Origin of the sequence: Enterococcus malodoratus ATCC 43197 (assembly GCF_000407185.1) — a bacterium.
Lineage (GTDB): Bacteria > Bacillota > Bacilli > Lactobacillales > Enterococcaceae > Enterococcus_A > Enterococcus_A malodoratus.
On the sequence record NZ_KE136483.1, the window covers coordinates 516867 to 529506 of the forward strand.

A 12640-nucleotide genomic window follows, 5' to 3' on the forward strand; every position below is an offset into this window, starting at 1 on the left:
TTATGGAAAAAATTTTAGAAGTGAACAATTTAAATATTTCGTTTGATACCTATGCTGGGAAGGTTCGAGCAATTCGAGGTGTAGATTTTGATTTAAACAAAGGTGAGACATTAGCCATCGTAGGGGAGTCTGGTAGCGGAAAATCAGTTACCACCCGCACGATTATGCGTTTGCTATCTAGTAACGCCAATATCGACGAGGGGCAAATTTTATTCAAAGGGCAAAACATCGTCGATAAAACTGAAAAGGAAATGCAAAAGATCCGTGGTCGCGAAATCGCGATGATTTTTCAAGATCCGATGACTTCTCTGGATCCAACAATGACAATTGGGAAACAAGTAGCGGAATCTTTACGGAAACATAAAAATGTTTCTAAAAAGGAAAGCTTAAAGGCAGCATTAGATTTACTGAATCTGGTTGGTATTCCAGAGGCTGAAAAACGGCTGAAAAACTATCCGCACCAATTCTCTGGCGGACAACGCCAACGGATCGTGATCGCCATTGCGCTGATTTGTAATCCTGAGATCTTGATTGCTGATGAACCGACGACCGCACTTGATGTAACGATTCAAGCACAAATTCTTGAATTGCTAAAAGAAATTCAAGAAAAAATTGAAACATCGATCATTTTTATTACGCATGATTTGGGTGTTGTGGCGAATGTCGCAGACCGAGTAGCTGTAATGTATGCTGGGAAAATCGTAGAAGTGGGAACAGCAGAAGAAATCTTCTATAACCCGCAGCACCCATATACATGGGGATTACTGGGCTCGATGCCGACATTAGAAAGTGAAAACGATCGTTTATACGCGATCCCAGGTTCACCGCCGGATTTGTTGAACCCGCCTAAAGGAGATGCCTTTTATCCACGAAATGAGTTTGCGTTAAAAATAGACGCGGAAATGGAACCGCCTTTCTTTGAACTTTCTGACACACATAAAGCAGCGACTTGGCTGCTGGCACCTCAGGTAGCAGCAGTTACACCTCCAGCTGAGATTCAACGACGTTGGGATATTTTTCGCAAGAAACAAAGTCAATATTCCGCTTAATTTTAGTGAAGAAAATGGAGGGTTACGATGGAGAAACGACTACTAGAAGTAAATAATTTAAAACAATATTTTAATACTGGCACTAAAAATGAAGTCCGTGCCGTAAATGATGTAAGCTTCCATATTAATGAAGGGGAGACCTTTGGCTTGGTTGGAGAATCAGGTAGTGGAAAATCAACGACAGGTCGTACGATTATTCGGCTGAATCAGCCGACCGATGGTGAGATTCTTTTTGATGGTGAGGATGTTACGAAGATTCATGGGAAGACAGCATTGAGCGAATTTCGCAGAGATGTCCAAATGATCTTTCAAGATCCCTATGCTTCGTTGAACCCTAGAATGAAGGTAAAGGATATTATTGCAGAGGGTATCGATGTGAATGGCTTAGCGCGAACACCAAAAGAACGGGACAAGATAGTCAACGAATTATTAGAAACGGTGGGGCTAAACCCAAGCCATGGGACGCGTTACCCGCATGAATTTTCCGGCGGACAGCGCCAACGAATCGGAATCGCTCGTGCCTTGGCCGTACGTCCACGTTTTATTATCTGTGATGAACCAATCTCTGCACTAGATGTATCGATTCAGGCGCAGGTCGTGAATCTATTACAGGATTTGCAAAAAGAGCATAACCTAACCTATTTGTTTATTGCCCATGACCTTTCAATGGTGAAACACATCAGTGATCGAATCGGTGTTATGAATAATGGTCATTTATTGGAAGTCGGAACGAGTGATGAAATTTATCATTATGGGGTACATCCATATACCGAAAGCTTGTTGTCGGCAATTCCAATGCCAGATCCTGATCATGAACGCCAACGTCGACGGATCAAATATCAAACAGAACCGCATGACGGAAAAGCTCGTTCATTGCGAGAAATTGCACCAGGCCATTTCATTTATTCTTCGGAAGACGAAGTTGCCTACTATAGGAAAAAATTGCAGCATTTAAAAAATGAGAAAGCCGTAGCGGTTTAACTTGATAAAGAGGAGCCAAGACAGAGATTAATTCTGCCTCGGCTCCTCTTATGTTGATTGAGAGAGAGTTTATTTATTATAAACGCACGCGTCTTCTTAAAATCACGACACCTGCAATAATAAATAATGTAATTCCAGTGAAAGTGAGAGCTAGATTACGATTTTCACCGGTTTTAGGGTATTCTTTTTGACTAGCTTGTGCTGACAGATTCTTTTGATCTGTTGGAACGTTAGCGACATTTTCAACAATTGGTTTAGTCGCTGTCGCCGTATTTTGAATTGGCGGAACAGGTCTAGAGCCATTCTCGATTGGACCATTTCCTTCTTGAGAGTTGTACAGCCAGTGGACCAGACCAGAGAACAATCCATTTGCAGCACTTAGTTCGTCTTCTGCACCGCTAAGATGATTTAAAATATGAAGCATTTCTTCATTTGTGAAATGACGAAGCGGCAAGAAGCCTTCTTTACTTGAATAAAGAATTCTCAGATAGGCCTGCAACTGATCGACATTATTAGCTAACTCCGCAGTTGTCGTGTAATTATTTGGATTGAAGGCCAATGCTTTCTCAGCGTCTGCCCAGGAAATTACTTGATCTTTATAAACCATCCGCAGAACCCGCACATAGCTGCCAAAATCCATACCAGTAATGTCGAAATTATAACGTGCGAATAACTTGAAAGCATTCGTTAGTTCTTGATCAGTGTATCCCTTCAATTCTGTTTGATTCATACCAAAATCAGCACTGGTTAAATTTTTACGAATATCTTCAGCGGTCCATTCATTAATGATTTTTTCTTCGAGCGTTGCTGGTGATTTTGCTGCTTCTCCCGTCGTCTGCTGAGGTGCAACGGTAGAAGCATTTTTTTCAACTGTGTTCGAGTTTGTTGTCTTTTCAACTTCTGCAAACTCGTTAGTGGCTGTTTTGGCTGTTGGATCTTCTTTCATCGTCTTGTCCGCTGCTGAAACTTCTTCATTTGAGTTTTTTTTACTTTCGACTGTTCCTTCTTCGGAAGACTGAGTTTTACTTGAATCTGCTACTGGTTTTTCAGCTATTGCCTCATTAGTAACAGAGGCGCTATCAACCACTTGTTCTTGACTGGAAGCAGTGGGAACATCTAAGACACTATCAGAAGTGTCGGCAAATGCGACAAGGGGGAAGCTCAAGACCAACAAACTAAACACAACCATTTTTTTCACAATAATCACTCCTTAATATTTATGTAACACAATTGTAACATAAGAAATATTTTTGTAAACTAGGAAAGTAAAAAAAGTTTTTTTTAGGACAAACATATAATTGTAGTTTAATTGAAAAAGCCAAAGCAATTTAAAAGAAATCTGCTTTGGCTTTTTATTTATTGGTGAAGTACATTCAATTTAATTCAGTAACAATAGAAAATACTGTGCTTTATTTTAAATGAACACGTCGTTTTAGGATAACTAAACTTGCAATTAAGAATACAATGCTTCCAATGATCGTCAAGAATGCAAGTTCTGCGTTCACCGGTTTTTGGATACTCTTTTTGAGATGCGGAGTTTGTTTGTTCCTTTCATTTTTTCTATGATCGGAGCAATAGGAGCTGTAGCTACATTTTTGATAAGCGGTTTAACAAATATGATTAGGTAAGTGTTGTTTTTATCGGCCATTTTAAAGAAAAATGATTTTCCGTTTTTAAAACCTGCCCCTGAAACAAAAAAATGCCACCACGCGCATTCTTTTCTAAACTACCGAAGTAGCCAAGAATGCACTGGTGACGTGGGTTTGGCACCCAATGGGCCGTGAGGGGCTCGAACCCGCGACCCGCTGATTAAGAGTCAGCTGCTCTACCAACTGAGCTAACGGCCCAAACAAAGTACTTTCATATGTTAGCACTGAGAAAATAAAAAAGCAAGAATAAACTAAAAAAAATTTTATCAAAAAGAACGGCAATTATCTAGTTTTTGAAACTATATTGTATAATTATCGTGATTTTGTTAAACTATCGATGAAAGGGGTGCAAATAATGGAAGAAACGAGACTCAGATCATGGGCAGAAGGATTAAAAGATTTACGCTTGCCTCGCTGGGAAGAGTTACCTGAATTGGAATTGTACATGGATCAAGTTATTACTCTTGTTGATCGTTACTTATCACCATTGATAGAAGACGAGAAACATCAGCTTCTATCGAGCGCGATGGTCAACAATTACGTTAAGCATAAATTAGTACCACCGCCAGTAAAAAAGAGATACAATCGTAATCATCTGGCATATTTGATAGCGATTACTTTGTTAAAACAGGTTTTTGCGATTCCAGATATCAATGAGTTGATACGCATGCAATTAGCAATCAACGAACCTAAAGATGCTTACAACAGCTTTTGTACCGTCCAGGAAGAATCACTTGTACAAATAGCTAAAATTACTTTAGGCGAAGAGGTTAAATTGACAAGAAGCAACAAAGATTTTTACTATTTAGCTATGGAAGGCGCTGTCGCATCGTTTACACAAAAGATGCTGGCTGAAAAAATAATTCAATTGGATAAAGAGAAAGAAGGCGAAAATGATGAGTGAAAAAATTGCGATCCTAGTTGACTCTGGGACAGATGTACCCCAAGAAGTCATCGACAATGGGCCATTTTTTATGGTACCGCTGCGAATAATTTTTAGTGACCGAGAATATAGAGATGGAATTGATATCAGTTCGGATACGATTTTTCCATTGATCAAAAAAGAATTACCAACAACTTCATTACCTGATGGTGAGTTGATTCATAAAGTGTTTGATGAAATCAAAGCACAAGGGTACACACATGTTGTCATCGTAACGATTTCTAGCGGATTGAGCGGAACGTACAATGCATTGCGTGTGTTAGGTGAACATTACGAAGGCTTGATTTTCCAATCAATCGACACGAAAAATGTTGGGATCGGTGCCGGAATTTTAGCGATTTATGCCGGAGACTTGGTTAAGCAGGGAAAATCCTTCACAGAAGTTATTGCTGAAGTCGAAAGTAAAATTACGAAAACGAAAATCTTTTTTAATGTGGACACCCTAGAGTATTTACAAAAGGGCGGCCGAATCGGTCTAGTTTCTTCCTTGCTAGGGAGCGCTTTAAAATTGAAACCGATCATTTCGTGTAATTCTGATGGGATTTATTACACTGTTGCGAAGGTACGGGGGTTAAATAAGAGTCTCGACAAAACCATTCAACTGGTAAAAGAACATGTTGGGAATCATAAGCGTTTTAATTTGGCGGTGACTCAAGCGGATGCTTTGGAAACAGCCGAAAAGATTCGAGCGCGATTGCAGGAAATCTTTCCAACAGCTGAAAATATTTATTTTGGTAAGGTTTCACCGGCATTGTCGGTACACACGGGGCCTGGGTCGCTAGGTGTTGTCTGTCAAGTACTTGATTAATCTACAAAAGAGATGAGCAGAGCTCATCTCTTTTTTTCATTTTTTCTTAAGTAATAGTTGTAAAAAAATCGTTGCCTGTTTGAAAAGATGAAACACCATTGAAATTATTGTATAATGGTAAGGCGTACATACAATCTTATAAAGGTATGAGGTGACTCTTAGTGAAAAAAATTCTAGTAGTTGACGATGAAAAACCGATTTCGGACATCGTGAAATTCAATTTAACCAAAGAAGGCTACGAAGTCTTTACTGCATATGATGGTGAAGAAGCCTTAGAAAAAGTCGAAGAAGTCAATCCAGATTTGATTTTATTAGATTTGATGTTGCCTAAAAAGGACGGTTTGGAAGTGGCTCGTGAAGTACGCAAGACCCATGAAATGCCGATCATTATGGTTACGGCCAAAGATTCTGAGATCGATAAAGTTTTAGGTTTGGAATTAGGGGCAGATGACTATGTGACAAAACCGTTTTCCAATCGGGAATTAGTCGCTCGTGTAAAAGCAAATTTACGTCGCGGCGGACAAGCACCGAAGGAAGAAGAACAAACAACGCAAAGTGATTTGACGATTGGTGATTTGACGATCCATCCAGATGCTTACATGGTAACTAAGCACGGTGATACGATCGAATTGACCCATCGTGAATTTGAATTGCTACATTATTTAGCAAAACATATTGGTCAAGTGATGACTCGTGAACACCTGCTGCAAACAGTGTGGGGGTACGATTATTTTGGAGATGTTCGAACAGTTGATGTAACGGTGCGCCGTCTGCGTGAGAAAATTGAAGACAATCCAAGCCATCCAACCTATTTAGTAACGAGACGTGGCGTAGGCTATTACTTACGCAACCCTGAACAGGAGTAAAGAGAGTAAGTATGGAAAAAAAAGTCCGTTTTTACCGATCAGTCAATTTCAAGATCGCTTTTTCATTTATCTTGATCTTGTTGATTTCGATAGAGATCATCGGTGCTTATTTTATTCGAGGACTTGAAAAATCAACAATCGATAACTTTACTAAAGACATGAATCAGCGAGTTTCACTTCTTAGTACGACTCTCGGTGCGACAATGGCAGAGGATAGTGAAAATGAAGCGGATCAATTGCAGCGTATTCTTGAAAATAATACGGCTTCTGATATTACTGATATGTGGGTAGTCGACGACAAGGGAATCGTTGTTGCCACCAATGACGTGGGACAAAAAGATTCTATCGTTGGTAAGAAAAATGAGTACAGCGATATCGATGATTTTTCAATGAAACAATATGTAACGCTTGATGACAATAACAAACGGGTATATATCAATGTCCAACCTATTCAGTCCCCGACCGGCGATTCGGCTGTGATCGGGGCTCTTTATGTTAAGAGCGACATTGAGCAAAAATATACCGAAATTGGCAATACTGCCTTGATCTTTTTCTCGGCCTCTTTGATTGCAGGATTAATTTCGATCGTGGTGGCATTGTTGGTGGCTCGTTCCATCACCAAGCCCATCAAGGAGATGCAGAAACAGGCGGTTCGTATTGCACAGGGCGATTATTCTGAAAAGGTTGATGTGCAAGGCCACGATGAATTGAGCCAATTAGCCAAAACCTTCAATAAATTATCCGATCGAGTAGAGGATGCTCAAGATACGATGGAAGCCGAGCGAAATCGATTAGGTAGCGTTTTGACTCATATGACCGATGGGGTTATTGCTACAGATCGGCGTGGTAAAGTTATTACTATTAATGAGATGGCTTTGTCGCTTTTGGACACTACGAATGAACAGGCAATCGGCCAATCAATTTTAACCTTGCTTGATTTAGAGGAAGAATATACACTGCGTAAATTATTAGAAACACCAGAAGAGATTTTGATTGATCGTTCGAAATCTGATTCTGATGAAGATCGCAGAACTTTACGGTCAGACTTTGCCATGATTCGCCGTGAATCGGGCTTTATCAGCGGACTAGTAGTTGTTTTACATGATGTTACCGAGCAGGAAAAGACGGCAGAAGAACGTCGACAATTCGTTTCAAATGTTTCTCATGAATTACGGACACCGTTAACCAGTGTTCGCAGTTATTTAGAAGCGCTAGAAGAAGGTGCTTGGCAAGATAAGGCGGTTGCACCGGAATTTATCCATGTGACATTAGGTGAGACAGACCGGATGATTCGCATGATCAATGATCTGCTGAATCTTTCCCGCATGGATTCGGGTGCACAGCAAATGGATCTTGAATTGGTCAATTTCAATGAACTCGTCGATTACATTTTGGATCGTTTCGATATGATGGTGAATAGCCAAGAGAAAAATTATCGGATTGTCCGCGAATTTACGGAACGTGATCTGTGGGTTGAGATTGATACGGATAAGATCATGCAGGTGCTTGATAATATCATGAACAATGCTATTAAGTATTCACCAGATGGCGGCAAAATCGAAGTCCATTTGATGGAAACTCATAACAATGTCGTCTTAAGCGTTTCTGATGAGGGCTTAGGAATTCCGAAGAAAGATTTGGAAAAAGTCTTTGAGCGTTTTTATCGGGTAGATAAGGCGAGGGCACGTCAACAAGGCGGAACTGGACTTGGTCTGGCAATCTCTAAAGAAGTCATGAAGGCCCATAAAGGTCAAATCTGGGTCGAAAGTGTCGAAGGAAAAGGGTCGACCTTCTATATTTCTTTACCATATGAACCTTATGAGGAGGATATTTGGGAATGAAATTATCAGAAAAAATCATTCGCGTAGCGCTTTTTGCTCTGATCTTGCTCAGTCTCGTCCTCACTTATGCCATTTGGCTTAGTCCTACCTCAAAAACAGCAGAGGTCAATACCAGTAAACAGACGGTGAAGAATGACCAAAGTTATGCGAAAGCAACAGATGCTTTTTTGCCGATTCGCGGTATTTGGGATTTAGCAGAAGGCAAGTTTCAAACCAGCAGTGAGAATTTATTAGCTACAACCCAAGCTCGTTTGACGGAAAGTACGTATGGTCAGCTGCAAGAAGTTGCTCAAGGCGAAGAAGAGATCAAAAACTATTATAGTTTAGACAACGGAATTGAGCTTAATTACGAAGGGGGCTTTTCTTTAACCGAGTACATCAAGGTTTTTGATATGCCGATCAATTTAAATTCACTGAAGGAATCAGATAAGATTACTTTTTCAAAAATTCAAATTGATTTTTCTAAAAAGAAAATTCGTTTTTTAAGTTACAGTAAAGATACGGTGTACGAAGCGACGATCTCCGCAGATTTTACCGGCCTCGAAACGATTTATCAAAAAAATCAAAGCCGCTATTTGCCGATGTCTGATGAGAATCCATTAGTTCCGCGCTTGCTGCGTACAAAGGATCGTGTTCGTTTAAAGAAATACAGCTATATCTTGACGACACAATCCTATTCGCTGTTCCGCAATTCTTTTTTCCAAAATCCTGATCAAGCAAAAGGTGAAGAGGAAGAACAGGGATCGCGTTCTTTTGTCAGCGGGCATGAGGAACTTATGATGGACGAGCAAAAACGTTTGGTTACATTTGATGGCGAACTGCCTGAGGACTTAGCGAAGGAAAGCGTCTATAGCCAAAGTTTTAATTATGTTAGTCGTTTAGGTACAGCGGTGGGAAATCTGCGCTATTTTGATCACCATGATGGACAGGTCAATTATCGAATATTTGTTGAAGGCTATCCTATTTTTAGTCAATCATCGAAGGGCAAAATGAGTGTGAAGATCGAGCATGCACCCAATGCGTCGCTGCCGCAGGTTAAGATCGAAACAAGTATGGATACGGTCCAAGTACCAATTCCTTCTGACGAAGAGGTGGAATTGCCGAGCACTTTAGAAATTGAAAACAATTTGGCCGCAGTAGGGATTGATCTTGATAAAATTCAGAGCTTTATCATCGGTTATACATGGCAAGATATCGATGGTGTAAATAAATTAGTTGCCTTGACTCCAGAATGGTTTGTTAAGTATGACAACACTTGGTATTCAGCTAATCAGCTGATGCAGGGAAACCTAGAAACGGAGGCGAGCTAATTGGATTTTAGAAAAATCGAATGGATCTTTTTTCTCGTCTTTATCGGGTTGAACATTTTTCTTTTCAGTATTTACTGGAATAACCAGCATGAGCAAAGTCTTGTTACAAATTCAAATCAACGGGAGGATATCATTCACCGGTTGGAAAACGATGATATAGAAGTTAAGGGACAAGTTTCTGATAAACAACAAGAAGGCTATTATCTAAGTGCTGAACAGGATACCTTTGATTCATTATTGAATGAAGGAGCGAATCCAACGATTAAAGGCAATTGGAGTATTTCAGATAAAGTTTTGACGAACAGTTATCCCAATGCAGACACAGAGTTTGATTTGAAAAAATCTACCAGCAGTTTTAATCGACTGATGAAAAATAAGGAATTTATCATGGACGGCGAAGAGTACACTTACATGCCGGATATTTCAAAGAAGGATGACGAGCTGGGTAAAATTATCGGTGCGCAATCTTACGAAGGGATTCCTTTTATTGATGAGACTTCTCGAGTGACGTTGGACATCGTCAAAAGTGATGATGATCAGGAACGAGTTTCGAAATATACTCAAACTCGTTTGAAAGAGATCGAGCCGTTACGGGAAAAAATGACGCTTTATTCTGAAAAAGAAATTTTAAATACGTTATACATCAATAACAATATTCCCAGCAAATCAACGATTACAAATATTTATCTAGGTTACTTCCGAACACTTGAGGTGCGGGAAAAGAATGTGTATGTCCCGGTCTGGTTTGTGAAAATAAAAGCCTCTGACAAGACGACCCAGATTGAAAAGGTCAATGCATTGAACAATCAAGTGATTACGAATAATTTAGTTCCAAAGGTGGAAAATCCATAAAAAGGGTTGTATACTGAGGACAGTTTTAAAAGAGGGGACCAATTGCTCATGTTAGAAATGAATAACGCATTCAATATCAGCATTTTAGCTAGCGGAAGTACAGGGAATTCTTTGTATTTAGAGAGTCCGCAAAAAAGAATTTTGATTGATGCTGGGTTGAGTGGGAAAAAAATCACTTCACTATTAGCAGAGGTCGATCGAAAACCTGAGGATTTAGATGCAATCTTAGTCACCCACGAACATCGCGACCATATACATGGTGTTGGGGTTTTGGCACGAAAATACAAATTACCTGTCTATGCCAATGAAAAAACGTGGGAAGCGATGGCTCCCTTGATTGGAAAAGTGGATGTAGAGCAGAAACATATTTTTGAAATGGGAAAAGTACTAACTTTTGGTGATTTAGACATCGAGAGTTTTGGTGTTTCTCATGATGCGGCCGCACCGCAGTTTTACCGTTTCTATAAAGATGGTCATTCGTTTGTGATGCTGACGGATACGGGGTATGCCAGCGAACATGTCAGAGGAACGATTCGTGATGCAGATGCTTACTTAGTCGAGAGTAATCACGATTTAGAGATGTTGCGGATGGGCGCTTATCCTTGGAGTTTGAAGCAGCGGATTTTAGGTGATCGCGGGCATCTATCCAATGATGACGGAGCATTAGTGATGACTGATATTCTTGGAGATCGGACAAAGCGAATTTACTTAGGACACTTAAGTAAAGAGAATAATATGAAAGAGTTGGCACATATGACGATGGAAGAAACTTTGACACGTTATGATTTAGGGGTAAATTATCAATTTCAAATCTTCGATACCGACCCTGATAGTGCAACGGAATTATTTGCGATCTAAAAAATGGCAAGCTTGTTTATTGCAGGCTTGCCATTTTTTTGTTAACTATACACACTAAAATGTTGGTTCAAATGTCTTGGTTCGATGATTTCATCGACCAGCGCGATGGCGTAATCTGCCATGCTGATCTCGCTTTTACCTTCCGCATTCTTTTGCAGATGGTCATCACTGACCTGATAATGTCCAGTACGTTTGCCGTCAGGTACAAAGTTTGCGGCAGGACTTAAATAGGTCCAGTTCAACTGCTGTGCTGCTTTTAAATCTAAAAATGCTTGATACATGTTATAGGCAGTTGGATAATAAATGGCATTGGGATCAGAGACATCAATCATGCGATGAGCTTCATCAATAAATAATGAGGATGCTCCTCCAACAACGATCAAGCGGGTGTCGGTTCCACGTAAAAGACTGATGAGATGCTTTAGAGAAGTTTGATGCAGTTCTTCTTGGCCTGCTGGTGGGCGAAAGGCGTCAACTACCACATCAAAGAATTCGATATCCTTTTTTGTCAGTTCAAATAAATCCTTCACTAAAATAGGAACTTTTGTCGTTAATTTTTCTGGATGGCGTACAATCGCTGTGACCGCTAAATCACGGTCTAAAGCTTCTTTTAGGATTAGTGATCCGGCGTTTCCAGTAGCGCCGATAATTGCTACTTTCATTTAAAAACCTCCTTAAACTGATAGTACTTTCAGTCTAAGGAGGTTTCTCTAAAAAGGCAAAAGATTCGTTTTAAGATTGAAGGGCTAGCTGAGTCAGAATAACCAGCAGATTCATTCCGACATGCGTAATCATTGATGTCCAAATACGTCCGCTATAGCGATACATGCCGCAGAATAGGAAACCTAGTCCAGCATACAAAAGATAATGCCCATCGTTGTGAGCGAAAGCGAAGAGAACAGAACTTAGCAACGCAGGCAGAATGAAGCCAAATCGTTTTTCCAGTGAACCAAAAATCGCACGCCGAAAAACGAATTCTTCCATAATTGGCCCAGCAATTGTTGTCGCTAAAATAAAAATCATATTGTTCATGATCAGTTGAACGATATTTTGCGTATTTTGTGAAGCAACTGATTGACCTAGCAAGCGCTGCTCGATCTGTAAAATGAGCATTTGCAGTAATAAGGAAGCAGGAATGCCTACGATTCCGATCAAAATAGAGATAAGCAGGCTTTTTTTGCGGCCTTCTAACTCAAACGACTGTGATTTGATGCGATAAAAGATCATCAAGACAGCTCCAATAAAATAAGACAGTGTGGTTAACTGAATAATCTGCGATGAACTTGCCTGAAAAACACGTAAAAATAATAGTGGAGAAAACAGAACTAATCCGTAAGTAAAGATGGTAATAAAGCTATATTTTTTTTCGTTCATTATTTTTCCTTCCTAAACTTTTATTGTTCCCAAGTATACCATAATTCTCTTAAAAACTAAGTGGAAGAAAAATCAAAAAAGCAAACGAAGGACTTGCAAAAAGAAACAA

Annotated in this window: 12 protein-coding genes and 1 tRNA gene; 9 read left to right on the forward strand and 4 right to left on the reverse strand. The window is 39.8% G+C overall.

Features of this window, described 5'->3' with window-relative positions; all coding sequences use genetic code 11:
• The first annotated feature begins 2 nt into the window (after positions 1–2).
• Entirely contained in the window at positions 3–1049 is a 1047-nt protein-coding gene (locus I585_RS17885; RefSeq protein WP_010740626.1) for an ABC transporter ATP-binding protein, read from the forward strand.
• 27 nt (positions 1050–1076) lie between these two features.
• A complete protein-coding gene (locus I585_RS17890; RefSeq protein WP_010740625.1) occupies positions 1077–2030 on the forward strand; it encodes an ABC transporter ATP-binding protein in 954 nt (317 codons plus the stop codon).
• A gap of 76 nt (positions 2031–2106) precedes the next feature.
• Here I585_RS17890 and I585_RS17895 read toward each other — a convergent pair whose 3' ends face one another.
• Together I585_RS17895 and I585_RS17900 are read right to left on the reverse strand one after the other, a co-directional pair.
• Positions 2107–3219 carry an LPXTG cell wall anchor domain-containing protein gene (locus tag I585_RS17895; protein WP_244266029.1) on the reverse strand — a complete coding sequence of 371 codons (1113 nt, stop codon included), beginning with the start codon at positions 3217–3219 and terminating at the stop codon, positions 2107–2109.
• A gap of 585 nt (positions 3220–3804) precedes the next feature.
• Positions 3805–3877: transfer RNA gene (locus tag I585_RS17900), tRNA-Lys, on the reverse strand.
• Between the two features lie 157 nt (positions 3878–4034).
• On the opposite strand from I585_RS17900, the gene I585_RS17905 reads away from it, so the two are divergent.
• The 7 genes from I585_RS17905 to I585_RS17935 all read left to right on the forward strand — a co-directional run bounded on the left by I585_RS17905 (position 4035) and on the right by I585_RS17935 (position 11157).
• Positions 4035–4583 (forward strand): DUF1836 domain-containing protein, encoded by a 549-nt coding sequence (locus I585_RS17905; protein WP_010740623.1) that lies wholly within the window; start codon positions 4035–4037, stop codon positions 4581–4583.
• Positions 4573–5430 (forward strand): DegV family protein, encoded by an 858-nt coding sequence (locus I585_RS17910; RefSeq protein ID WP_010740622.1) that lies wholly within the window; start codon positions 4573–4575, stop codon positions 5428–5430. Before I585_RS17905 ends, I585_RS17910 begins: the two co-directional genes overlap by 11 nt.
• Before the next feature lie 161 nt (positions 5431–5591).
• A complete protein-coding gene (yycF, locus tag I585_RS17915) occupies positions 5592–6296 on the forward strand; it encodes a response regulator YycF (protein ID WP_010740621.1) in 705 nt (234 codons plus the stop codon).
• An 11-nt stretch (positions 6297–6307) separates the two neighbouring features.
• Positions 6308–8137 (forward strand): cell wall metabolism sensor histidine kinase WalK, encoded by a 1830-nt coding sequence (gene walK, locus I585_RS17920; protein ID WP_010740620.1) that lies wholly within the window; start codon positions 6308–6310, stop codon positions 8135–8137.
• The gene (locus I585_RS17925) at positions 8134–9447 is read left to right on the forward strand and encodes a YycH family regulatory protein (RefSeq protein WP_010740619.1); all 1314 of its coding nucleotides are present in this window, start codon (positions 8134–8136) and stop codon (positions 9445–9447) included. Before walK ends, I585_RS17925 begins: the two co-directional genes overlap by 4 nt.
• Entirely contained in the window at positions 9448–10299 is an 852-nt protein-coding gene (locus I585_RS17930; RefSeq protein ID WP_010740618.1) for a two-component system regulatory protein YycI, read from the forward strand. It abuts the gene before it with no gap.
• A 48-nt stretch (positions 10300–10347) separates the two neighbouring features.
• Positions 10348–11157 carry an MBL fold metallo-hydrolase gene (locus I585_RS17935; protein ID WP_010740617.1) on the forward strand — a complete coding sequence of 270 codons (810 nt, stop codon included), beginning with the start codon at positions 10348–10350 and terminating at the stop codon, positions 11155–11157.
• 41 nt (positions 11158–11198) lie between these two features.
• Here I585_RS17935 and I585_RS17940 read toward each other — a convergent pair whose 3' ends face one another.
• A complete protein-coding gene (locus I585_RS17940) occupies positions 11199–11819 on the reverse strand; it encodes an NAD(P)-dependent oxidoreductase (RefSeq protein WP_010740616.1) in 621 nt (206 codons plus the stop codon).
• 70 nt (positions 11820–11889) lie between these two features.
• On the reverse strand, positions 11890–12531 hold the full coding sequence (locus I585_RS17945; protein ID WP_010740615.1) for a CPBP family intramembrane glutamic endopeptidase: 642 nt from the start codon (positions 12529–12531) through the stop codon (positions 11890–11892).
• Positions 12532–12640 lie beyond the last annotated feature (109 nt).

Coding starts and splice junctions, on each gene's coding strand:
- I585_RS17940 (WP_010740616.1), bottom strand. CDS start 11,819: ATGAAAGTAGCAATTATCGGCGCTACTGGAAACGCCGGATCACTAATC.
- I585_RS17905 (WP_010740623.1), top strand. CDS start 4,035: ATGGAAGAAACGAGACTCAGATCATGGGCAGAAGGATTAAAAGATTTA.
- I585_RS17885 (WP_010740626.1), top strand. CDS start 3: ATGGAAAAAATTTTAGAAGTGAACAATTTAAATATTTCGTTTGATACC.
- I585_RS17925 (WP_010740619.1), top strand. CDS start 8,134: ATGAAATTATCAGAAAAAATCATTCGCGTAGCGCTTTTTGCTCTGATC.
- I585_RS17895 (WP_244266029.1), bottom strand. CDS start 3,219: ATGGTTGTGTTTAGTTTGTTGGTCTTGAGCTTCCCCCTTGTCGCATTT.
- walK (WP_010740620.1), top strand. CDS start 6,308: ATGGAAAAAAAAGTCCGTTTTTACCGATCAGTCAATTTCAAGATCGCT.
- I585_RS17890 (WP_010740625.1), top strand. CDS start 1,077: ATGGAGAAACGACTACTAGAAGTAAATAATTTAAAACAATATTTTAAT.
- I585_RS17935 (WP_010740617.1), top strand. CDS start 10,348: ATGTTAGAAATGAATAACGCATTCAATATCAGCATTTTAGCTAGCGGA.
- I585_RS17945 (WP_010740615.1), bottom strand. CDS start 12,531: ATGAACGAAAAAAAATATAGCTTTATTACCATCTTTACTTACGGATTA.
- I585_RS17910 (WP_010740622.1), top strand. CDS start 4,573: ATGATGAGTGAAAAAATTGCGATCCTAGTTGACTCTGGGACAGATGTA.